General features: G+C 72.5%; 23 protein-coding genes. 7 read left to right on the forward strand and 16 right to left on the reverse strand.

The features are described 5' to 3' along the window. Positions 1 to 16 precede the first annotated feature (16 nt). The 7 genes from trpC to D0T12_RS09445 all read right to left on the reverse strand — a co-directional run bounded on the left by trpC (position 17) and on the right by D0T12_RS09445 (position 4,481). Positions 17 to 823 carry an indole-3-glycerol phosphate synthase TrpC gene (gene trpC / locus D0T12_RS09415; RefSeq protein ID WP_117399126.1) on the reverse strand — a complete coding sequence of 269 codons (807 nt, stop codon included), beginning with the start codon at positions 821 to 823 and terminating at the stop codon, positions 17 to 19. 80 nt (positions 824 to 903) lie between these two features. Continuing rightward, positions 904 to 1,236, reverse strand: coding sequence for a DUF2752 domain-containing protein (locus D0T12_RS36430; RefSeq protein WP_233525938.1), 333 nt, complete (start codon positions 1,234 to 1,236; stop codon positions 904 to 906). 109 nt (positions 1,237 to 1,345) lie between these two features. After that, positions 1,346 to 1,999 carry a response regulator transcription factor gene (locus D0T12_RS09425; RefSeq protein ID WP_117399128.1) on the reverse strand — a complete coding sequence of 218 codons (654 nt, stop codon included), beginning with the start codon at positions 1,997 to 1,999 and terminating at the stop codon, positions 1,346 to 1,348. After that, positions 1,996 to 2,577 carry a Trp biosynthesis-associated membrane protein gene (locus D0T12_RS09430; RefSeq protein ID WP_117399129.1) on the reverse strand — a complete coding sequence of 194 codons (582 nt, stop codon included), beginning with the start codon at positions 2,575 to 2,577 and terminating at the stop codon, positions 1,996 to 1,998. Before D0T12_RS09430 ends, D0T12_RS09425 begins: the two co-directional genes overlap by 4 nt. Further along, positions 2,574 to 2,954 carry a phosphoribosyl-AMP cyclohydrolase gene (gene hisI, locus D0T12_RS09435; RefSeq protein WP_117399130.1) on the reverse strand — a complete coding sequence of 127 codons (381 nt, stop codon included), beginning with the start codon at positions 2,952 to 2,954 and terminating at the stop codon, positions 2,574 to 2,576. The genes D0T12_RS09430 and hisI overlap by 4 nt, the downstream gene beginning before the upstream one ends. Positions 2,955 to 3,379: 425 nt before the next feature. Next, positions 3,380 to 3,586 (reverse strand): cold-shock protein, encoded by a 207-nt coding sequence (locus tag D0T12_RS09440; protein WP_018657218.1) that lies wholly within the window; start codon positions 3,584 to 3,586, stop codon positions 3,380 to 3,382. A 247-nt stretch (positions 3,587 to 3,833) separates the two neighbouring features. Then, a complete protein-coding gene (locus tag D0T12_RS09445) occupies positions 3,834 to 4,481 on the reverse strand; it encodes a TIGR03085 family metal-binding protein (protein WP_117399131.1) in 648 nt (215 codons plus the stop codon). A 188-nt stretch (positions 4,482 to 4,669) separates the two neighbouring features. Here D0T12_RS09445 and D0T12_RS09450 point away from each other — a divergent pair, with 188 nt between their 5' ends. The 4 genes from D0T12_RS09450 (at position 4,670) to D0T12_RS09465 (ending at position 10,358) form a co-directional block, all read left to right on the forward strand. Then, entirely contained in the window at positions 4,670 to 6,469 is a 1,800-nt protein-coding gene (locus tag D0T12_RS09450; protein WP_233526000.1) for an ABC transporter ATP-binding protein, read from the forward strand. Then, complete coding sequence (locus tag D0T12_RS09455) at positions 6,466 to 8,262, forward strand: ABC transporter ATP-binding protein (RefSeq protein WP_117399133.1); 1,797 nt, start codon at positions 6,466 to 6,468, stop codon at positions 8,260 to 8,262. Before D0T12_RS09450 ends, D0T12_RS09455 begins: the two co-directional genes overlap by 4 nt. A 475-nt stretch (positions 8,263 to 8,737) precedes the next feature. After that, positions 8,738 to 9,823, forward strand: coding sequence for a hypothetical protein (locus D0T12_RS09460; RefSeq protein ID WP_233525939.1), 1,086 nt, complete (start codon positions 8,738 to 8,740; stop codon positions 9,821 to 9,823). 76 nt (positions 9,824 to 9,899) lie between these two features. After that, entirely contained in the window at positions 9,900 to 10,358 is a 459-nt protein-coding gene (locus D0T12_RS09465) for a hypothetical protein (RefSeq protein ID WP_117399135.1), read from the forward strand. A 3-nt stretch (positions 10,359 to 10,361) separates the two neighbouring features. Here D0T12_RS09465 and D0T12_RS09470 read toward each other — a convergent pair whose 3' ends face one another. Further along, complete coding sequence (locus D0T12_RS09470; RefSeq protein WP_199487390.1) at positions 10,362 to 10,991, reverse strand: phosphorylase family protein; 630 nt, start codon at positions 10,989 to 10,991, stop codon at positions 10,362 to 10,364. A 142-nt stretch (positions 10,992 to 11,133) separates the two neighbouring features. Here D0T12_RS09470 and D0T12_RS09475 point away from each other — a divergent pair, with 142 nt between their 5' ends. After that, positions 11,134 to 11,481: a hypothetical protein gene (locus D0T12_RS09475; RefSeq protein WP_117399137.1), complete on the forward strand. Its 348-nt coding sequence runs from the start codon at positions 11,134 to 11,136 to the stop codon at positions 11,479 to 11,481. Positions 11,482 to 11,491: 10 nt separating this feature from the next. Beyond that, positions 11,492 to 12,667 (forward strand): winged helix DNA-binding domain-containing protein, encoded by a 1,176-nt coding sequence (locus tag D0T12_RS09480; RefSeq protein ID WP_117399138.1) that lies wholly within the window; start codon positions 11,492 to 11,494, stop codon positions 12,665 to 12,667. Positions 12,668 to 12,702: 35 nt separating this feature from the next. Here D0T12_RS09480 and D0T12_RS09485 read toward each other — a convergent pair whose 3' ends face one another. Further along, the gene (locus D0T12_RS09485; protein WP_147339464.1) at positions 12,703 to 13,326 is read right to left on the reverse strand and encodes a hypothetical protein; all 624 of its coding nucleotides are present in this window, start codon (positions 13,324 to 13,326) and stop codon (positions 12,703 to 12,705) included. A 145-nt stretch (positions 13,327 to 13,471) separates the two neighbouring features. Between D0T12_RS09485 and D0T12_RS09490 the strand changes: the two genes are divergently transcribed. Next, positions 13,472 to 15,172, forward strand: coding sequence for a CocE/NonD family hydrolase (locus D0T12_RS09490; RefSeq protein WP_117399140.1), 1,701 nt, complete (start codon positions 13,472 to 13,474; stop codon positions 15,170 to 15,172). Between the two features lie 4 nt (positions 15,173 to 15,176). On the opposite strand, the gene hisF is transcribed toward D0T12_RS09490, so the two are convergent. From hisF to hisD, 7 genes are read right to left on the reverse strand one after another with little or no spacing between them, the layout of a single operon-like run. After that, positions 15,177 to 15,938, reverse strand: a complete 762-nt coding sequence (gene hisF / locus D0T12_RS09495; RefSeq protein ID WP_117399141.1) for an imidazole glycerol phosphate synthase subunit HisF — start codon at positions 15,936 to 15,938, stop codon at positions 15,177 to 15,179. After that, positions 15,935 to 16,654: a bifunctional 1-(5-phosphoribosyl)-5-((5-phosphoribosylamino)methylideneamino)imidazole-4-carboxamide isomerase/phosphoribosylanthranilate isomerase PriA gene (gene priA / locus D0T12_RS09500; protein WP_117399142.1), complete on the reverse strand. Its 720-nt coding sequence runs from the start codon at positions 16,652 to 16,654 to the stop codon at positions 15,935 to 15,937. The genes hisF and priA overlap by 4 nt, the downstream gene beginning before the upstream one ends. Positions 16,655 to 16,693: 39 nt before the next feature. Continuing rightward, entirely contained in the window at positions 16,694 to 17,332 is a 639-nt protein-coding gene (gene hisH / locus D0T12_RS09505) for an imidazole glycerol phosphate synthase subunit HisH (RefSeq protein ID WP_117399143.1), read from the reverse strand. Beyond that, the gene (locus D0T12_RS35865; protein ID WP_199487391.1) at positions 17,323 to 17,493 is read right to left on the reverse strand and encodes a hypothetical protein; all 171 of its coding nucleotides are present in this window, start codon (positions 17,491 to 17,493) and stop codon (positions 17,323 to 17,325) included. The genes hisH and D0T12_RS35865 overlap by 10 nt, the downstream gene beginning before the upstream one ends. A 2-nt stretch (positions 17,494 to 17,495) precedes the next feature. Continuing rightward, entirely contained in the window at positions 17,496 to 18,089 is a 594-nt protein-coding gene (gene hisB / locus D0T12_RS09510) for an imidazoleglycerol-phosphate dehydratase HisB (RefSeq protein ID WP_117399144.1), read from the reverse strand. Then, positions 18,086 to 19,186, reverse strand: coding sequence for a histidinol-phosphate transaminase (locus tag D0T12_RS09515; RefSeq protein ID WP_117399145.1), 1,101 nt, complete (start codon positions 19,184 to 19,186; stop codon positions 18,086 to 18,088). The genes hisB and D0T12_RS09515 overlap by 4 nt, the downstream gene beginning before the upstream one ends. Next, positions 19,183 to 20,490 (reverse strand): histidinol dehydrogenase, encoded by a 1,308-nt coding sequence (gene hisD / locus D0T12_RS09520; protein WP_117399146.1) that lies wholly within the window; start codon positions 20,488 to 20,490, stop codon positions 19,183 to 19,185. The genes D0T12_RS09515 and hisD overlap by 4 nt, the downstream gene beginning before the upstream one ends. Positions 20,491 to 20,549 lie beyond the last annotated feature (59 nt).

Genomic DNA, 20,549 nt, shown 5'->3' on the forward strand with positions numbered 1-20,549 from the left:
TACCCTATCCGGTGGCTCAGCCGCTCTGACGCAGAGCGGGGTGGGCTCCGGCGGCGACGAGGTCGGCGACCGCGGCGCGCGGATCCTTGCCGATCACCAGGCTCTCCCCGACCAGCACCGCGTCGGCGCCGCTGGAGGCGTAGGCGAGCAGGTCGTGCGGGCCCCGCACACCCGATTCGGCGATCTTCACGACGTCCTTGGGGAGGTGCGGCGCGACCCGCGCGAACACGCCCCGGTCGACCTGAAGGGTCTTCAGGTCACGAGCGTTGACCCCGATGACCTTGGCGCCCGCGTCAACGGCCCGTTCCGCCTCCTCCTCGGTGTGCGCCTCCACGAGCGGGACCAGCCCGATCGACTCGGCCCGCTCGACCAGCGACACCAGCGCGTCCTGCTCCAGCGCGGCGACGATCAGCAGGGCCATGTCGGCGCCGTGGGCCCGCGCCTCCCACAGCTGGTACGAGGTGACGATGAAGTCCTTGCGCAGGACGCAGACCCCGACGTTCGCGCGGACCTCGGCGAGGTCGTCCAGGCTGCCGCCGAACCGCCGCCGCTCGGTCAGCACGCTGATCACCTTCGCGCCGCCGGCCTCGTAGTCACGGGCGAGTGCGGCGGGGTCGGCGATGGCGGCGAGCGCGCCCTTGGACGGGCTGCTGCGCTTGACCTCGGCGATCACCGTGACCCCCGGGCCGCGCAGCGCGGCGAGGGCGTCCCGGGGGGCCGGGGCGTCCGCCGCCTTCTCCTTCAGAGCTTCGAGCGGGACCTCGCGCTGCCTTTCGGCGAGATCGGCCCGGACGCCCTCAACGATCTCGTCCAGAACGCTCAATGTCGCAGGCCCCCTATTTCAGGTCGTTCCGTCCACCGATCGTAGCCGCCCCCTCGGACGTCCCCCGCATCCGGGACGTCTCAGGGCGCCAACGCCTCGGCGAACGGCAGGTTGCGGACGACCCAGAACACGGCGACGACCCCCACGAACGAGTACGCCACCGCCGGCCTCAAGATCGCGCTCCGCATCGGCAGCCCCCGCGCGCTCGACACGGTCCACCGCACGAACAGGTAACCGAGCACGGGCAACAGCAGGAACACCAACGGGTTGAAGCCGAACGCCGTCCCGACGTCCCCGTGCGTGAGCGCGTGGACGAGCCGCATCATCCCGCATCCCGGGCAGTAATACCCGGTGATGGCCAGGAACGGGCAGCTCGGATAGTGCCCCGCCTCGTTCGGATCCCGAAACGCCACGAGCAAGGCCCCCGCAGCGACCCCACCGAGCACAAGCCCTTGCGGCAGCAGCGTCCGCCCCGGAGATCGGTATGACACGCGAGTCACGTTCTCAGCGTAGGCGAGGGGTTCACCGGTCCAGGACGTAACCAACGCCCCGAACGGTCCTGATGGGGTTCCCCGCGCCGAGCTTGGCGCGAAGCTGCGCCACATGAACGTCCACGGTACGGCTTCCCGCCCCGGCGCCCGGCCCCCACGCCGCCTCGAGAAGCTGCTCGCGGCTGAACACCCGACCGGGGTTGGCCATGAGAAACTCCAGAAGGTCGAACTCGGTGACCGTAAGGGCGGCACGTCGATCACCCACGACCGCGGTGCGACCAGCGGGATCGAGAGCGATCTCCCCGGCCCGGAGCACCCCGGGTGCCGCGGCGGGAACAGCGCCACGAAGCGCGTCGGCGACAGCACGCGCGAGAACACGCGGACTGAACGGCCGACCAACCCGGTGATCACCGAAGGCGTCACCGGGCTCCAGCGAACCCGTGACGGCGACGACGGGCGCGGGGTACGCCGCGTCGGCGACGCGGCGATACAGATCGGCGGGCAGCGCGGCAACCGACAGATCGAGCACGACGACATCGGGACGTCCACGCGCGGCGGCGCCAGGGGCCCGCGCGGGATCGGTCTCGATCTCCACGTCGAAGCCCTCACGAGCCAGGTAGCGGCGCTGCATCTCGGCGACCGCAGGGTCATGCTCGACGACGAGAACGACCCCGTCGCCGCTCATGCCCGCCCGTTCCGCTGAGCGGTCGGGTCCTCACCCCGATCAAGAGACTTCCACATGGCGGACGGATCGTCATCAACGACCGCACGCGGCGCCGAACGCTCGTAACGCGCGGACATACCGGGCCAACGCGCCCCCCGCGCCACCGTGAGAGCCCCGGCGACGATCAACAGCACCCCTCCGGCGAGGGAGACCGTCCACCAGAGGCTGACGTCGACATCAGGCTGAGCACCCAATCTCAACAGCCCAGTCTGATCACCTGCAGCGGACAACACGGCAGACCGCCGAACCGCGACAACCGAGGCGTAGGCGATACCAGCCCCGAACAACCCAAGGAGCACCCCGACACCAACACGTACCCGCCCTCTGGTGGCGAACAGAGCGGCAAGCCCCGCAAGCCCGGCCCAGCCGAGCGCACTCGGGGCGCCGCCGAGATCCCCACCGGTCAGGGTCCGGCTGAGCGGGGTGATGGCGTCCTCGGCCCGGACGGTGGCCCAGGTACGACCCGCGGCGAGCAGGGCGAGACCGGCCCCGACAGCGCACAGCAACGCCGTCAGGCCGCGTTCACGCCCGGGTGTCATTCCGGTTCCGGCCGTTCCCCGACCACGGCGGGAAGCACGTCGGCGTCCCAGCAAGTGCGATCCCCGGTGTGACAGGCCGCACCGACCTGATCGACCTTCACGAGAATCGCGTCGGCATCACAATCAAGCGCGACCGACTTGACCCACTGCTGATGCCCGGAGGTCTCCCCCTTCACCCAGTACTCCTGCCGGCTGCGAGACCAGTAGGTGCAGCGGCCGCTGGTCAGAGTACGGTGCAACGCCTCATCGTCCATCCACCCGAGCATCAACACCTCACCGGTGTCGTACTGCTGGGCGATGGCCGGCACGAGCCCGTTGGGGTCGCGCTTCAACCGATCAGCGATCTTGGGGTCCAAACCGGACGCTCGAACGGACATGTGTGAAGTTTATTGCAGCCCCCTCCCCCACCGACCACCACACCGCACGCCCCCAAGCCCTTAAGGCGAGCCGAAGCCATGCAGCGATCGCACCGCAGCTGAGGACGATGGAGGGCGCGCAGCGCCCCAAGGAGGAGTGCACCGCAACGAATACGCGAGCCAGCACCCGCCGTGCCCACCAACCCCAGCCCTACAGCAATACCGCGACAACCTGAGGGTCTGCGATCGCGTCCGAAGGCAGGTTCAAGCGAAGCGAGAACCTGATCGCGCAGCGAGCCGCCAGGCGAGCCGAAGCGATGCAGCGATCGCACCGCGTTTCACGACGATGGAGGGCGCCCCGCGCCCGAAGGAGGAGTGAAACGCAATAAACACGAAAGGGCCCGCATCCCGGTGGGGGAACGGGCCCAGACGTACGACTACGGGCGTTACAGGGGGACGACCTGGTCGGCCTGCGGACCCCGGTTACCCTGCGTCACCTCGAACTGAACGCGCTGGTTCTCGTCCAGGGTGCGGTATCCGGAGCTCTGGATAGCCGAGTAGTGGACGAAGACGTCCGGCCCGCCGCCGTCGACGGCGATGAACCCGAAGCCCTTCTCGGCGTTGAACCACTTCACGGTGCCCTGCTGGGGCATGTCTTTCTCCTTGCGGCAAAACCTGGGCCCACACCTCGCGGGCCCGCGCGGTCGCTGCGGAACGCCCTCGCCCCCGGTACGGTCCCGGAAAAGCCAAAACGCCCGCTGCCATCAGTCCGCGGGCGTCTGAACGATCGAGAACCACGACTGCAACCGACCGCCCCACCGTATCACCGCTTCCGCGTAAAGCGGAGGAGCCGCATGGCTTCCGATTCTCCTCTCCGCGAACCGCGCCGTTACCTGGCCGTTAAAGACTCCAACCGGTCTCGGTCAGGGTCTTGACAGCGTTCGTGGCCCCGATGAGGCGAACGTCCGCGACGTCGCGGCGCCCCAGGGCCCAGAGGACGAGTTCGCCGACGGGACCGTGGACGCGGACGGCCTCGCGGCCGCGTCCGGACACGCGGAGGCCGCGGCCGTCCGGTTGTACGAGCGTTACTCGAACGTGAACTTTTCTTAGGACAAAGCGGGCAATTTTTATCCGTCGCCAGAGCAGTTCCTCTAGTTCCGGGGAGATCTCCCGCGGCTCCCAGTCGGGGCGGGCGCGCCGGACGTCCTCATGGTGAACAAAGAACTCCACGCCGTTGGCGTTTTTGTCCACGCCGGGAAGCGCGTACGGCGAGAACTTGGGCGGTCCCTGCCGAAACCGTTCCACCAGACGGTCGAACGGTACACCCCGTGCCGTCCGGCGCCGCACGCGCTCGGTGTAGAAGGCCAGGGGGCGCAGAAGTATTCCCGGGGCGGCGTCGGGGCGTCCCTCCCGGACGATCAGGTGCGCGGCCAGGTCGCGGGCGGTCCAGCCGGAGCACAGGGTCGCGGCGTCGGGCCCGGCCTCCGCCAGGGCGTCCGCGAGCAGCCGTCTCTCCCGGCGGACGGGGCCGTCCTCGATGTCACTCATCGCCCCGATCGTAGGACGTGGCGGTAGGTCCGGGAATAAAGGGTGGGGGCCGGATGGTAGGCACTATCCGAGCCCGCATACCCCCAAACCCGGTCACAGGGGGCAATTCCCCGGGCGCTCGCCGTGATGAGGAGTTCGCCGTGCCACCTGGTCAGAGACGGGTCAGCCCGCATGTCCTCCGGGAGGGGATGGGGGTGCTGTGGGTGGCCGTGAAGGCCGAGCCCCGGATCTTCACCCTCTCCGTCCTCGGCAGCGCGCTGTACGCGGCGATGACCGTGGCGACCGCTCAGGTGCTCGGCTGGGCGACCGAGGAGGTCGTGCTGCCGGCGTTCGAGTCCGGGGACACGACCGCCGGAGCGCTGGCGGGGGTCGCCGTCGCGATCGTCGGGGTGGCGCTGCTGAAGGCGATCGGCGTCGCGGCGCGCCGGTTCTACGCGGGCCTCATGCAGTACCGGCTCCAGGCCGAGTACCGGCGGGCGGTGACCCGGCAGTACCTGCGGCTGCCGCTGGCGTGGCATCACCGGCATCCGACCGGACAGTTGCTGTCGAACGCCAACGCGGACGTGGAGGCGGTGTGGGCGCCGATCGCGCCGCTGCCGATGGCGGTCGGCGTGCTGTTCATGCTGCTGATCGCGGCGGTGTCGATCATGGTCACCGACCTGGTCGTGGCGGGGGTCGGGTTCCTGGTGTTCCCCGCGATCGCGCTGATCAACGTCGTCTACCAGCGGCGGCTGGCGCCGGTGGCGACCCGGGCGCAGCAGTTGCGCGCCGAGGTCAGCGAGGTCGCGCACGAGAGCTTCGAGGGCGGCCTCGTCGTCAAGACCCTCGGCCGGGAGGAGTCCGAGACGGAGCGGTTCACCGAGCGGGCGGAGGCGCTGCGGGACGCCAACGTCGCGGTCGGCCGGATCCGCGGGCTGTTCGACCCGGTGCTGGAGGCGCTGCCGAACCTGGGGGTCCTCGCCGTCCTGCTGATCGGGTCGCTGCGGTTGGAGTCGGGGGCGATGTCACCCGGCGACCTGGTGAACGTCGCGTACCTGTTCACGCTGCTGTCGTGGCCGGTCCGGGCGCTGGGCTGGGTGCTCGGCGAGGTGCCCCGCAGCGTCGTCGGCTGGGAACGGGTCCGGGGCGTCCTGGACGCGACCGGCTCCCTCCCGTTCGGGGACGGCTCCCTGGACGGGAAGGGCAGGGCGACGCCGCTGGAGGTCCGGGAGGTTCGGTTCGCGTACGAGTCCATGGACGACGACGCGGCGGGACGGGACGTCCTGCACGACGCGACGTTCGCCGCGTCCCCCGGCCGGACGATCGCGGTGGTCGGACCGACGGGCTCCGGCAAGTCGACGCTCACCTCGCTGCTCGTCCGTCTGGTCGACCCGGCCCGCGGAGCGGTGCTCCTGGACGGCGTCGACCTGCGGGACGTGCGTCGCGGCGGGGTCGCGGAGACCGCCGCGCTCGTCCCGCAGCAGACGTTCCTGTTCGACGACACCGTCCGCGGCAACGTGACCCTCGGCCTGGACGTCCCGGACGAGCGGGTCTGGGAGGCGCTCCGCCTCGCGCAGGCCGACGGGTTCGTCGCGGCGCTCGGCGACGGGCTCGACACGCGGGTCGGGGAGCGCGGCGCGACGCTGTCGGGCGGGCAGCGGCAGCGGCTCGCGCTCGCGCGGGCCCTGGTGCGGCGGCCGCGGCTCCTCGTGCTGGACGACGCGACGTCCGCCGTCGACCCACAGGTCGAGGCGCGCATCCTGCGGAGCATCCGGGAGGCGCAGTCGGGCGAGGCGGGCGGCGCGACCGTCGTGGTCGTCGCCTACCGCAAGGCGACGATCGCGCTGGCCGACGAGGTCGTCTACCTGGAGCACGGGCGCGTCCTGGACCGCGGCGCCCACGCCGACCTGCTGGAACGTTCGGAGGGTTACCGCAACCTCGTCAACGCCTACGAGCGAGCGGAAACGGAACGGGAGACCGTCGAAGGCGGCGAGGAGGCCCTGGCATGACCGTGACGAGTGGACCGGGACTCAGCGACACCGCGCTGTCCGAGGGGGCCTTCACCACGCTGAGGCGCGGCATCATGCTGAGCCCCGAGTTCCGCGCCGGGCTGGCCGGGACGCTGGTGCTCGCGCTGATCTCGACGGCGGGGCGCGTGGTGGTGCCCATCGCCGTCCAGCAGACCATCGACAAGGGCCTCGGCGGCCCGGGCGGCCCCGACATCGGCTTCATCCGGTCGGCGGTGGCGCTGTGCGCGGTGGCCGTGCTGGTCACGGCCGTGTGCGCGTACCTGATGAACGTCCGGCTGTACAGGACGTCCGAGGGCGGCCTGGCGGCGCTGCGGACCAAGGCGTTCCGGCACGTGCACGACCTGTCGATGCTCACCCAGAGCGGGGAGCGGCGCGGGGCGCTCGTGTCGCGGGTGACCGGGGACGTCGACCAGATCAGCCAGTTCATGCAGTCCGGCGGGCTGATGTTCATCGTGTCGATCGGGCAGCTGATCGTCGCGAGCGTGCTGATGGTCGTCTACTCGTGGCAGCTGGCCCTCCTGGTGTGGGCGGCGTTCCTGCCGCTGGCGTGGGCGCTGCGGCACTTCCAGCGGATCCTGTCGGCCGCCTACATGGGGGTGCGGGAGAAGATGGGCGACCTGCTGGCCGCGGTCAGCGAGTCCGTCGTCGGCGCCTCCGTGATCCGCGCGTACGGGTCGGAGGAGCGGACCGGGCGGCGCGTGGACGAGGCCGTGGACGCCCACCGCGACTCCCAGACCCGCGCGCAGGCCATGGTGGCGCTGACGTTCCCGGTCAGCGAGCTGGTCGCGGCCGTCGCCACCGCCGCCGTCGTCATCGCCGGGATCCTGCTCGGCGTGGACGGCCACGTGACGGCCGGTGAGCTCATCGCGTTCCTGTTCCTCGTCACGCTGTTCGTCAGCCCGATGCAGGCCGCGACGGAGGTGTTCAACCAGGCGCAGAACGCGATCGCCGGGTGGCGGCGGGTCCTCGGTGTTCTGGATACCGTCCCGGACGTGGCGGACCCTGGCGACGACGGCGAGACGCTGCCGCGCGGCCCGATCGAGGTGCGGTTCGAGTCCGTGGGGTTCGCCTATCCGGGCGGGCCGCCCGTCCTGCACGACGTGAACGTGGACATCGCGCCGCGCAGCCGCGTCGCGGTGGTCGGCGAGACCGGCTCGGGCAAGACGACCTTCGCCAAGCTCCTCACCCGCCTCATGGATCCGGTGTCCGGCCGCGTCCTGGTGGACGGCGTGCCGCTCGACCGGATCCGGTTCTCCTCGCTGCGGGAGCGGATCGTCATGGTGCCGCAGGACGGTTTCCTGTTCGACGCCTCGCTCGCCGACAACATCCGCTACGGCCACCCGGAGGCGTCCGACGACGATCTCGTCCTCGCCCTGACGGAACTGGGCCTGGCCGACTGGCTCGACGGCCTGCCCGGCGGCCTGGAGACCCCCGTCGGCCAGCGGGGCGAGTCGCTCTCGGCGGGCGAGCGCCAGCTCGTCGCCCTGGCCCGCGCCTACATCGCCGACCCTGACCTGCTCGTCCTGGACGAGGCGACGTCCGCCGTCGACCCGGCCACGGAGGTGCGCATCCAGCGTGCCCTGGACGGGGTGACGCGGGGCCGCACCGCGATCTCCATCGCGCACCGCCTCTCCACCGCGGAGGCGGCCGACGAGGTCATCGTCTTCGACGCCGGACGTGTCGTCCAACGAGGCCCCCACGCCGACCTGGTCGCCCGACCCGGCGTCTACGCCGACCTCCACGCCTCCTGGAGAGCCCAGAGGTCCCTCTAGCCCCCAGTGACAAACCCCACGTCCGCAGACCGAACCCCAGCCACCCCCGGGTCGAACACCAGCCACCCCACGGTTCGTGCGGCCGGAGGCGCCCAGCGCCGGAGGTCGCACGAACCGCCGACGCAGGCGACCGCAGCGACGCCACACACACCCGTCACAGGCACGACGGACCGCACGGGCGGCGGGAGGATCGCCTGCGTCGTGACGGGGGTTCCAGGGGGTCGCCCCCCTGGGAAAATCAGCGCTAAAGCACTTGCCCGGAATCTGGTCTCGTGCGCATTCTGCATGGGTGAGTAACGAGGTCGTCTTGGAATCGGCGAGCACGCTGCACGGTCAGTTGCAGCGGGGGCTCGGGAGGGCCGCGCGGCGCGCGGCGGACAGGCCCGGTGCGGGCGAGTACGTCTATGACTGCATTCGGCGGGACCCACGGTGGGATCACCAGTGTGAGTCTCGGCGGTTGTACTACGCCCGGTTGATGGTCGATCTTGAGATGCCGACGGGACCGGTGGCGGCGCATCTGTTCGATCCGTCCGACCATCCCGATGCCGACGAGTGGCGGGTCGATCTGGCGTTGGGCGTGTTGGCGGATCTGGTTCGGTTGAGCAGGCGGGAGGCTGCGGCGCCGTTGCGGCGGTACGCCGAGGAGGGCGCGCAGTGGTTCGACGCGGTCGTCGAACTGATCGATCTTGAGGATCCGGCGTTGACGCTCGGGCTGGACGATCTCGTCGCCGCGCGGTGCGACGAGTCGGATCTGGCGTCGCTGATCCCGGCGCACCACAACCCGGTGATCGAGGCGTGGGCGGCGCGGCAGCCGAGGATCGCCGACGCCCTGGCGCGCCAGCGGGAGGCCGGACGGGCGGCGCGCAGGGCGATGGCGACGGCGCCGGGGCGGGACCGGCAGAGCGAGGCCGAGCTGCTGGACCTCGCCCGGCGGCGGGGCGAGGGCGCGATATCGGCGATATTCGAGTTGGGACGCAGGCGGACGCTCGCGCTGCTCGACCTGGCCGAGGAGCTGCTGCCCCGGGACGGTCACGACACCGGGCCGAGCCGGTACGGCGGGGCGGTGTGCCGGGCGCTGCGGGAGTACGGTCCAGAGGCCCTGCCGCGGGCGCGGGCGTGGGCGGCGCAGCGGGGCGGCTGCGCGGACATGGGGCTCAGCATCCTCGCGCGCTACGGCACCCGGCAGGACGTCCCGCTGCTCATGGACCAGTTGCGCGACGCCCTCGGGAGGCGCGAGTGGCGGGCCGCCGCCAGCCCGATCGAGGGGCTCGGGCGGCTGCGCGCCGGTGAGGCCGTCCCGTTGCTGAAGTCCGCTTGGACCGAGTCGACGTACGCCTTCCTGAGACCCCGCATCCTGACCGCGCTGACGAGAACGGCCCCGCACACGGCCGAGTCCTACACCGTCGAGGGCCTGTGGGACTGCGAGGAGGGGGTCAGGCGCGAGGCGGCGCAGTTCGCGCCGGTCACCTCCGAGACGCGGATCCGCCTGCAACGCCTGCACCACGACGCGTCGGAGGAACCGGGGGTCCGCGCCGCCGCCGCGGCGAGGCTGGCGGCCTGAGGACCCGATGAACCCCCGCCGGGGCGGGGCGCGTATTCACCACCCGAAACGCGCATCCCACCCCGGAGGAAGAGCGATGGGTTCCCGACACCTTTCCGGCCTGACGAGATCGGCCCTGCTGTGCGCGGTCGCCGTGGCGCTGTCGGCGGGGGGCTGCTCGACGAAGTCGGACGCCTCACCCGGCGACGCCAAGGTCGCCAAGCCCGCGAGTCTGCAGCGGCTCGCGGAACAGACGGGGTGTTCGCCGACCGGTCAGCGGAAGGTGGCGGACCTGGAGCAGGGGAACTGCAAGAACGCCCGCGGACGGTACGTCCTGCTCAGCTTCACGTCCGAGAAGGGGATGAACACCTGGTTGCACGAGGCCAAGCCGTGGGGCGGCACGTATCTCGTCGGCGCCCGCTGGGTCGTGGTGAGCACCGACCGGACGCTGGAGACGCTCCGCAAGGACCTGGGCGGCGAGATCGTCCACGGGGACGGCCACGGGACGGGCGGCGGCGCGAGCCACGGGACGGGCCACGGCGCGGGCCACGGCTGACCGTCAGGGCGTGCGGGCCTCGGTCTCCCCGTCCTCGCCGCGGACGAGCAGGACGCCCCACCGTTCGAGGGCGGGCCCGGTGCGGGCCAGGACGCGGCGGGCGGCGAGGCCGCGACCGACCACGCCCGGGTGCAGCAGCGGATGCCCGGGGCCGTCGACGACGACGCGGACGGCCGCGACCGGGCGCTTCCCGGCGTGTGCGGCGACCACGGCGGACTCCATGTCGGCGACCCGCGCCCCCCGCGCGGCCCATCTCGCCCGTTCCGCGGCCCGGACGACGTGGTCCGTGGTCACGAGCGGCCCGACCTGGACGCTCAGCCCGTCCCGGATGAGCTCCTCGGCGAGCAGGCGCGGCGCGGCGCACGGCACCGAGCCCGGTCCCGTGCCGCGGATCTCGTCGGCGACCAGGACGTCCCCGGGCCGCAGCCGTTCGTCGAGCGCGCCACCGAAGCCGACGACGACGAGCGCGGCGCAGGCGTCCGGCAACCGGTCGGCGCGGCGGGCGCGGTAGCCGACCACCACGACGGGCGTGCGGGCGAGGCCGCGCCGGACCGCGCGGGCCTCCAGGCCCAGCGCCGCGCACACCACCGGCCCGACCATCGGTCTCCACTCCCCCGCTTCGTCACTGGTCACCGGGTCACTGGTCACCGATCCAGCGAAACATGCCGCGGACCCGAGTGCCAGTCGCGTCACCGTGCGGTAGTACATCCGGCCCCGGTCAGATCCGTCTTCCGGATGGCGCCGCGCCGGGGAGCGTGCCTCTAGACTCCCCGGCATGACCTCCATCGCCGTTAGACGGAAGCTGGCCGTCCTCCCGTTCGTCGTGCTGCCGCTCGGCGCCGTCGCCGCGTGCAGCGGCGAGGGCACCAACAGCACCACCGACTGCAGCGTGAACGCGTGCACGGTGACGTTCGACCGGGGTGTCGACGCCAGCGCCTCCATCCTCGGCATCAAGGCCGAGCTGGTGAAGGTCGAGGGCCAGATGGTCACCCTCAAGGTCGCCGGGCAGACGGTGACCGTGCCGATGGGCGAGGGCGAGCAGGCCGAGGGCTTCGACGTCTCGGTGCAGTCGGTCACGCAGGACAAGGTGGTCGTGAAGATCTCCGCCGGGGGCGGCGGCTAGACTTTCGCTCATGCGTTCGATGAGCGGCGCCGAGCGGCGCGCCCGGCTCGGTGTCCGCCACCGGTTGTCCCCCCAGACCAGGACCGACGACGTCGTCGACATCGCCCGGTCCATGGTGGTGCTGCACGCCACCGACCCCGCGACCGTGTTCCTGTCGGTCGCGGCCCGCAGCGTCGACGCCGTCCCCCAGGCGGTGGAGCGGGCCCTGTACGACGACCGGACCCTTCTGCGGATGCTCGCCATGCGCCGGACGATGTTCGTCGCGCCCGTCGAACTGCTCCCGGTGCTCCAGTCGTCCACGGCGGACGCGCTGGCCGCCAAGCAGCGCGCCACCTACGGCCGGACCATCGAGCGGGGCAGCGACATCGCCGACGCGGCCGCCCTGTTCGCGGAGGCCGAGAAGGCCACGCACGCGGCGCTGCTGGCGCGTGGGGAGGCGACGGGCGCGCAGCTCTCCGCGGACGTGCCGCTGCTGCGGACACAGGTCGACCCGGCGCCCGGCAAGTCGTACTCCAGGCCCACGAACATCACCACCTGGGTGCTGGTCACGCTCGGCTGCGAGGGCCTCATCGTCCGCGGCCGTCCGAACGGGTCGTGGACCAGCAGCCAGTACCGGTGGTCGCCGGTCGAGGCGTGGCTGCCCGGCGGGATCGAGCGGATGCCCCCGGCCGAGGCCCGCGCCGACCTCGTCCGCCGGTGGCTGCGCGCGTTCGGTCCCGCCCCGGTCTCCGACCTGAAGTGGTGGACGGGCTGGAACGCCGGTGACGTCTCCAAGGCCCTCGCGCTCCTCGACGTGACCGAGGTCGACCTCGACGGCGCCACCGGCGTCGCGCTGTCCGACGACCTGGACCCGGTGCCCGCGCCGGAGCCGTGGGCGGCGCTGCTGCCCGCACTGGACCCGACGCCGATGGGCTGGCGGGACCGCGGCTGGTTCCTCGGCGAGCACGGGCCGCTCCTGTTCGACCGGAACGGCAACATCGGCCCGTCCGTCTGGTGGGACGGCCGCGTCGTCGGCGGCTGGGCCCAGCGCGCGGACGGGGAGATCGCCGTCCGCGTCCTGGAGGACGTCGGCGCCGACGCCGAGGCCGCGATCGAGCGGGAGGCCGCGCGCATGGCCGCCTGGTACGGCGACGTCCGCGCCATTCCCCGCTTCCGCACTCCGCTGGAACGCGAACTCACGTCCTGACCGGCCGCGCCGAAGGGTCATGCCGAACGGTCCGGTCAGTGGTCGTACGCGGCGGTGACGGCGGCGACCTTGCGTTTGGCGGCGCCGCGCCGGACGACGGTGACCACGAACACGAGGGTCGCGGCGCCGCCGAGCCCCAGCGCCGCGACGACGGCGAAGCCGAGGTAACCGTGGGCGGTGTCGTCCGGTGTCACCAGGATGGGACCGTCGCTGCCGCGGCAGGTGAGCACCGCCTCACCGGACGCGGGAGCCTCGAACGAGGCCGTGTACCGGTAGGACGGACGCTGGGCGGCGCTCCACGAGTTCTTCCGGGTCAGCGGGATGGGCCCGGAGCGGTCCCCGACCCTGACCGAGCAGGAGAACGGCGACGAGCCGCCCGTGCGGACGTAGAGGAAGTATCCGTAACCCTGCGTGATCCTGATCGGCACCCCCGCCACGGGGTCACCGGAGGCCGACGGCCCGCCCGCGACCTCCGAGTCGTCCCACAGGACGGCGAGCATGCCGAAGAACCCGACGGCGGCCACGAGGACCAGGATCACCGCCAGGACGTACCATCCCGCCGACGGCGTGACGACGGGGCGCGGAGCGGCCCACAACGGGCCCGCCGGGCCAGATCCCGGGGGCGGTGGTCCGATCGGCGGGTTCGTCCCGGGCCACATGTGTTCCCCTTTACGGAGCCGGCTCTGCCGAACGCAAGAATCCCAGAGAACCTCGCACCCCGCCAGGGACCCCTCACGACCGTCGCTCGCAGGCCCCGCGAGCGGTTACCTTACTAGGTAGTAGCAAATGGTGGACGGAGGTCGCATGGCTCCCTGGGACCGGCTTCCCACGCCGCCGATCCGGCTGGGTCTCCCCCGGGGCCTCCCCCGGGGCCTGGGCCGCTACACGGTCGAGCGGGACCTGCCGGTGACCATGCCGGACGGGGTGACGCTGCTCGCCGACCGGTACGTCCCGGCCGGGGTCACGCGCCCGCCGACGATCCTCGTGCGGACCCCCTACGGGCGGCGCGGTCCGGCGGCCCTGGCGAACGGGCTGCTGTTCGTCCCGTGCGGCTTCCAGCTGGTCGCGCAGAGCACGCGGGGGACGTCCGGTTCCGGCGGCGACTTCGACCCCCTCGGGCACGAACGCGACGACGGGCTCGCCACCGTCGAATGGCTGAAGCGGCAGCCCTGGTTCCACGGCTCCTTCGCCGTGTTCGGCCCGAGCTACCTCGGGTACACGGCGTGGGCGGTCGCGGCGGAGGCCGGCCCCGAGCTGAAGGCCATGTCGTTGCAGATCACCGCGTCCTCGTTCCGGGACGCCGCGTACGTGGGCGGGTCGTTCGCGCTGGAGTCCACCCTCACCTGGACCGGGCTGACGCACCGGCAGCGGCGGCCCCTCGGCATGGTGACCGCGCCGCTGACGTCGCGGCGACGTGCCGTGCGCGCCGCCAGGTCCGGGCGACCCCTCGCCGAGCTGGACGTGCTGGCGGGCGGCGAGCCCATGCGCTTCTACCAGGACCTCCTCGCCAACCACACCGGCGAGAACGGGTATTGGGACGACCGCGACTTCAGCGGAACGGTCGGGGACGTCAGCGCGCCCGTCACGCTCCTCGGCGGCTGGTACGACGTGTTCCTGCCCTGGCAGCTCAGGGACTACCTCGCGTTGCGCGCCGCCGGGCACGTCCCGTACCTCACCATCGGGCCCTGGTGGCACACCGACCCTCGGCACGGCCTGGTGACGATCCGCGAGTCGCTCGCCTGGTTCCGCGCCCACCTGCTGGGCGACCCGTCCGGGCTGCGCCGCGACCCCGTCCGCCTGTACGTCACGGGCGCGCGGGAGTGGCGGCACTACCGCGACTGGCCCCCGCCCGGGTCCCGGCAGATCCGGTGGCACCTGCACGCGGGCGGCGGGCTCGGCGAGGACGGGCCGCAGGAGCGGTCGCCGAGCGCGTACCGGTTCGATCCGGCCGACCCGACGCCCGCGCTCGGCGGCCCGACCCTGCTCGGCAGCTCCCGCCCGGTCGACAACCGGCCGCTGGAGCGGCGCCCCGACGTGCTGGTGTTCACCTCCCCCGCCCTCACCGCCGACCTGGACGTCATCGGCCCGCTCGGCGCCGACCTGTTCGTCCGCTCGACTCGGGAGCACACCGACTTCGTCGTGCGGCTCTGCGACGTCGCCCCGGACGGGACGTCCCGCAACGTCTGCGAGGGCGGTCTGCGGCTGCCCGCCGCGGCGGAGAAGCCCGTCGGGACCGGCGGCGTCCGCCGTGTCGCCGTCGACCTGTGGCCCACCGCGCACCGGTTCCCGCGCGGGCACCGCGTCCGCGTCCATGTGACCAGCGGCGCGTACCCGAAGGTCGCCGTGAACCCCGGGACGGGCGAGCCGCTCGCCACCGCGACCCGGATGGTCCCGGCGGACCAGGAGGTCTTCCACGACCCCGACCACCCGTCCGCGATCGTTCTCTCGATCGTGGAACGGTCCGCGGAGGTGACCGTCCCGGCTGCGGGCGACGAGGACGCCTGACCCGTCAGCGGACGGGGTCGCCCGCGGCGCGCAGCGCGTCCTTCACCTCGGCGATCGTCAGCTCCCCGAAGTGGAAGACGCTGGCGGCGAGGACCGCGTCGGCGCCCGCGGCCACGGCGGGCGCGAAGTGCTCGACCGCCCCGGCGCCGCCGCTGGCGATCACCGGCACGGTCACCGCGTCCCGGACGCGGCGCAGCATCTCCAGGTCGAAGCCCGCCTTGGTGCCGTCGGCGTCCATGGAGTTCAGCAGGATCTCACCGACGCCGAGGTCCTGGCCGCGCCGGGCCCACTCGACCGCGTCGATGCCGGTGCCGCGACGGCCGCCGTGCGTGGTCACCTCGAAGCCCGACCCGGTCCCGTCCGCGCGGCGCGCGTCCACCGACAGGACGACGCACTGCGACCCGAACCGGTGCGCGGCCTCCCGCAGGAACTCCGGGCGCGCGATCGCGGCGGTGTTGACCGACACCTTGTCGGCGCCCGCCCGCAGCAGCCGGTCGATGTCGTCGACGGTGCGGACGCCGCCGCCGACCGTGAGCGGGATGAACACCTGCTCGGCGGTGCGGCGGACGACGTCGAACGTCGTGGACCGGTCGGCGCTGGACGCGGTGATGTCCAGGAACGTCAGCTCGTCGGCGCCCTCGGCGTCGTAGCGGCGGGCCAGCTCGACGGGGTCGCCGGCGTCCCGAAGGTTCTGGAAGTTGACGCCCTTGACCACGCGCCCGGCGTCCACGTCCAGGCACGGGATCACCCGCACGGCAACGGTCACCTCACGGCCTCCAGAGCCTCTTCGAGCGTGAACGCCCGCGCGTAGAGCGCCTTGCCGACGATCGCTCCCTCGACGCCGTCGGAAACGAGCCCGGCGAGGGCGCGCAGGTCGTCCAGGGACGACACGCCACCGGACGCGATGACGGGCTTGTCGGTCCGGGAGCAGACCTCCCGCAGCAGGTCGGTGTTGGGGCCGCGCAGCGTCCCGTCCTTGGTGACGTCGGTGACCACGTAGCGGGGGCAGCCGTCGTCCTCCAGCCGGTCGAGGACCTCCCACAGGTCGCCGCCCTCCCGCGTCCAGCCGCGGGCGGCGAGCGTGGTGCCGCGCACGTCGAGGCCCACCGCGATCCGGTCGCCGTACGAGGCGATGATCTTACGGCACCAGTCGGGGTCCTCCAGCGCGGCGGTGCCGATGTTGACGCGGGCGCAGCCGGTGGCGAGCGCCGCCTCCAGCGAGGCGTCGTCGCGGATCCCGCCGGACAGCTCCACCTTCACGTCCAGCCGGCCGGTCACCTCGGCGAGCAGCTCGCGGTTGGAGCCGCGCCCGAACGCGGCGTCCAGGTCGACCAGATGGATCCACTCCGCCCCGGCCCGCTGCCAGGCCAGCGCCGCCTCCAGCGGCTCGCCGTAGGAGGTCTCGGTGCCCGCCTCGCCCTGGACCAGGCGGACCGCCCGGCCTTCTGCGACGTCGACGGCGGGAAGGAGCGTCAAGGACATGCGAAGAACCCTATTTCGAGGCAGTAGTGATGGAAGTGCTCAGCCGAGCGTGGTCAGCCAGTTGCGGAGGACGGCCGTGCCCGCGTCCCCGGACTTCTCCGGATGGAACTGGGTGGCGCACAGCGGGCCGTTCTCCACGGCGGCGACGAAACGGTCGCCGTGCTCGGCCCAGGTGACCAGCGGCGCGGCGATCACCTCGGACCGGTCCGGCTCCAGCTCCCAGCTTCGCGCCGCGTAGGAGTGGACGAAGTAGAACCGCTCGTCCTCCACGCCGCGGAACAGGACCGAGCCGTCGGGGACGTCCACGGTGTTCCAGCCCATGTGCGGAACGACCGGGGCCTTGAGGCGGTCGACCGTGCCCGGCCACTCCCCGCAGCCCTCCGTGGTGACACCGTGCTCGATGCCCTTGGAGAACAGGATCTGCATGCCGACGCAGATGCCGAGGACGGGCCGTCCACCGGCGAGACGGCGGCCGATGATCTGGTCGCCGCGGACCGAGCGCAGCCCCGCCATGCACGCCGCGAACGCGCCGACACCGGGCACGACCAGGCCGTCCGCGGCGAGCGCGGCGTCCCAGTCGGCGGTGACGGTCACGTCCGCGCCCGCGCGGGCGACGGCGCGTTCCGCCGAGCGCAGGTTCCCGGAGCCGTAGTCCAGGACGACGACGTTCACAGCCACATCACGCCCCCGGTGAAGACGAGCGCGGCGAGAACGAGCACGATCAACGCGGCGATCTTGAGACCCTGTTTGACGAAGCTGTACACGCCCGCCAGCAGGAACACCGCCACCGCGAAGACCGCGACGGTGCCGTAGGTGAAGTGCAGGCCGCCGATGTCCACGGCTACAGGGCCCCCTTGGTGGACGGGATGCCGTGCACCTTCGGATCGAACGCCACCGCGTCGCGCAGCGCGCGGGCCAGGGCCTTGAACTGGGCCTCGACGATGTGGTGCGCGTTGCGCCCGTACGGGACGTGGACGTGCAGCGCCACCCGGGCGTTCGACACGAACGACTCGAACACGTGCCGCGTCATCGTGGTGTCGTACTCGGGTCCGATCATCGGGGCCATGCCGGCGGGCTCGGTGTGCACCAGGTAGGGGCGCCCTGACACGTCCACGGTGACCTGCGCGAGCGCCTCGTCCAGCGGGACCGACGCGTCGGCGAAACGGCGGATGCCGACCTTGTCGCCGAGGGCCTCCCGGAACGCCTGGCCGAGCGCGATCGCGGTGTCCTCGATCGTGTGGTGGCTGTCGATGTGCAGGTCGCCGGTGGTCTTGACGGTCAGGTCGAACGACCCGTGCTTGCCGAGCTGGGCCAGCATGTGGTCGAAGAACCCCACGCCGGTCGCGACGTCGACCCGCCCGGTCCCGTCCAGGTCGATCTCGACGAGGACCTGGGTCTCCCCCGTCCCGCGCTCGACTCGTCCCTTGCGCGTCACAGGCTCTCCTTCAGTGCTTCTGTCAGGGCCGCGCGGAACGCGGCCATCTCCTCGGGGGTGCCGACGCTGACCCGCAGCCAGGCGGGCGGCCCCACCTCCCGGATCAGGACCCCGCGGTCGAGGAGCGCCTCCCAGACCTTCCGGCGGTCGTCGAACGTTCCGAACAGGACGAAGTTGGCGTCGGAGTCGGCGACCCGAAGACCCTCCGCGCGCAGCCACGCGACCAGGTCGTCGCGTTCGCGGCGCAGCGCCTCGACGCCGCCGAGCAGTTCCTCGCCGTGCGCGAGGGCCGTGCGGGCCACCGCCTGGGTGACGGCCGACAGGTGGTACGGCAGCCGGACGAGCAGCAGCGCGTCGACGACGGCGGGGGCGGCGGCCAGGTACCCGAGCCGGGTTCCCGCCATCGCGAACGCCTTGGACATCGTCCGGGTGACGATCAGCCGGGGATGCGCGTCGAGCAGCGTCAACGCCGACGGCGTCTCCGTGCGGCGGAACTCCGCGTACGCCTCGTCGACGACGACCATGCCCGGCGCGACCCGCAGGACCGCCTCGATCGCCTCCAGCGGAAGCGCGGTGCCGGTCGGGTTGTTCGGCGAGGTGAGGAACACGATGTCGGGACGGTGCTCCTCGACGGCGGCGACGGCGCGGCCGGGGTCGAGGCCGAAGTCCTCGTCGCGGTGGGCGTCGATCCACCGCGTCCCCGACACCCCGGTGATGATCGGGTGCATCGAGTAGGACGGTTCGAAGCCGAGCGCGGCGTGGCCCGCCCCGCCGAAGGCCAGCAGGATCTGCTGGAGGACCTCGTTGGAGCCGTTCGCGGCCCAGACCCGCGCGGAGGTGAGGTCCGCGCCCGGGGTGTCGCCGTTGAGGAACGCGGCGAGGTCCTCGCGGAGCGCGACGGCGTCCCGGTCGGGGTAGCGGTTCAGGGTTCCGGCGACGTCCATGACGGCCTCGCCGAGGGCCTTCACGAGCCGCTCGGACGGCGGGTACGGGTTCTCGTTGGTGTTCAGCGCGTACGGGACGTCCAGCTGCGGCGCGCCGTAGGGCTCCCGGCCGCGCAGGTCGTCCCGCAGCGGCAGATCGTCGAGCGAGGTCACGACGGGACCTCCCAGTCGAAGCGCGCCTTCAGGGCGGCGCCGTGGGCGGGCAGGTCCTCGGCCTCGGCGAGCGCGACCACGCGGGCGGTCGCCTCGGCGAGCGCGTCCCGGTCGTACTCGACGACGTGCACGCCGCGCAGGAACGACTGGACCGACAGGCCCGACGAGTGGCAGGCGCACCCGCCGGTCGGCAGGACGTGGTTCGACCCGGCCAGGTAGTCGCCGAGCGACACCGGCGCGTGCCGCCCCACGAAGATCGCCCCGGCGTTGCGGACCCGGGCGGCGACGGCGGCGGCGTCCGCGGTCTGGATCTCCAGGTGCTCGGCGGCGTAGGCGTCCACGACCTTCAACCCGGCCTCGACGTCGTCGACGAGCACGATGCCGGACTGCCGCCCGGCGAGCGCCTCGGTGATCCGCTCATGGTGCCTGGTCCGGGCGACCTGCGCCTTCAGCTCGGTCTCCACCTCGTCGGCCAGGCGCACCGAGTCGGTGACGAGGACGGCCGCGGCGAGCGTGTCGTGCTCGGCCTGGCTGATCAGGTCGGCGGCGACGTCCACCGGGCTCGCCGTCGCGTCGGCGAGCACCGCGATCTCGGTCGGCCCCGCCTCGGCGTCGATGCCGATCACGCCCTTCAGCAGCCGCTTCGCGGCGGCGACGTACACGTTGCCGGGCCCGGTGACGAGGTCGGCGCGGGGGCATTCCTCGGTGCCGTGGGCGAACATCGCGATCGCCTGCGCGCCGCCGGCCGCGTACACCTCGTCCACGCCGAGCAGCGCGCACGCCGCCAGGATCGTCGGGTGCGGCAGCCCGCCGTGCTCGCGCTGCGGGGGCGAGGTGACGGCGAGCGATCCGACGCCCGCCTCCTGCGCCGGGACGACGTTCATCACGACGCTCGACGGGTACACGGCCCGTCCGCCCGGCACGTACAGGCCGACGCGCCCGACCGGGATCCACCGTTCGGTGACGGTTCCCCCGGGCACGACCTGCGTCGTGACGTCGGTGCGGCGCTGCGCGCGGTGGACGGCGCGGGCGCGGCGAACGCACTCCTCCAACGCGTCCCGGACGGCCGGGTCGAGGCCCGCGAGGGCCCGGTCGAGTTCGGCGACCGGAACGCGGAGGGTCTCCAGTTCGACCCCGTCGAAGGCCTTGGTGTGCTCCCGCACGGCGACCGAGCCGCGATGGCGCACGTCCTCGCAGATGGGCCGCACCTTCTCAAGGGCGGCCTCGACGTCGAGTTCGGCGCGGGGCAGCACGGAGCGCAGGTCGCCGGGCAGCGAGCCGCGCAGGTCAATACGGGAAATCACCCGTCCAGTCTACGGAGTCCCACCCGTGGGTCAGGTTCGTAGGGCTCAGGTTCGTAGGG

It is taken from the genome of Actinomadura spongiicola (assembly GCF_003432485.1).
GTDB lineage: Bacteria > Actinomycetota > Actinomycetes > Streptosporangiales > Streptosporangiaceae > Spirillospora > Spirillospora spongiicola.

Bases quoted from the DNA above. Each gene is read 5' to 3' on its own strand.
- D0T12_RS09425 (WP_117399128.1), bottom strand. From the start codon at position 1,999: ATGAGCGGCGACGGGGTCGTTCTCGTCGTCGAGCATGACCCTGCGGTC.
- D0T12_RS09430 (WP_117399129.1), bottom strand. From the start codon at position 2,577: ATGACACCCGGGCGTGAACGCGGCCTGACGGCGTTGCTGTGCGCTGTC.
- hisI (WP_117399130.1), bottom strand. From the start codon at position 2,954: ATGTCCGTTCGAGCGTCCGGTTTGGACCCCAAGATCGCTGATCGGTTG.
- D0T12_RS09440 (WP_018657218.1), bottom strand. From the start codon at position 3,586: ATGCCCCAGCAGGGCACCGTGAAGTGGTTCAACGCCGAGAAGGGCTTC.
- D0T12_RS09445 (WP_117399131.1), bottom strand. From the start codon at position 4,481: ATGAGTGACATCGAGGACGGCCCCGTCCGCCGGGAGAGACGGCTGCTC.
- D0T12_RS09450 (WP_233526000.1), top strand. From the start codon at position 4,670: ATGGGGGTGCTGTGGGTGGCCGTGAAGGCCGAGCCCCGGATCTTCACC.
- D0T12_RS09455 (WP_117399133.1), top strand. From the start codon at position 6,466: ATGACCGTGACGAGTGGACCGGGACTCAGCGACACCGCGCTGTCCGAG.
- D0T12_RS09460 (WP_233525939.1), top strand. From the start codon at position 8,738: ATGGTCGATCTTGAGATGCCGACGGGACCGGTGGCGGCGCATCTGTTC.
- D0T12_RS09465 (WP_117399135.1), top strand. From the start codon at position 9,900: ATGGGTTCCCGACACCTTTCCGGCCTGACGAGATCGGCCCTGCTGTGC.
- D0T12_RS09475 (WP_117399137.1), top strand. From the start codon at position 11,134: ATGACCTCCATCGCCGTTAGACGGAAGCTGGCCGTCCTCCCGTTCGTC.
- D0T12_RS09480 (WP_117399138.1), top strand. From the start codon at position 11,492: ATGCGTTCGATGAGCGGCGCCGAGCGGCGCGCCCGGCTCGGTGTCCGC.
- D0T12_RS09485 (WP_147339464.1), bottom strand. From the start codon at position 13,326: ATGTGGCCCGGGACGAACCCGCCGATCGGACCACCGCCCCCGGGATCT.
- D0T12_RS09490 (WP_117399140.1), top strand. From the start codon at position 13,472: ATGGCTCCCTGGGACCGGCTTCCCACGCCGCCGATCCGGCTGGGTCTC.
- priA (WP_117399142.1), bottom strand. From the start codon at position 16,654: ATGTCCTTGACGCTCCTTCCCGCCGTCGACGTCGCAGAAGGCCGGGCG.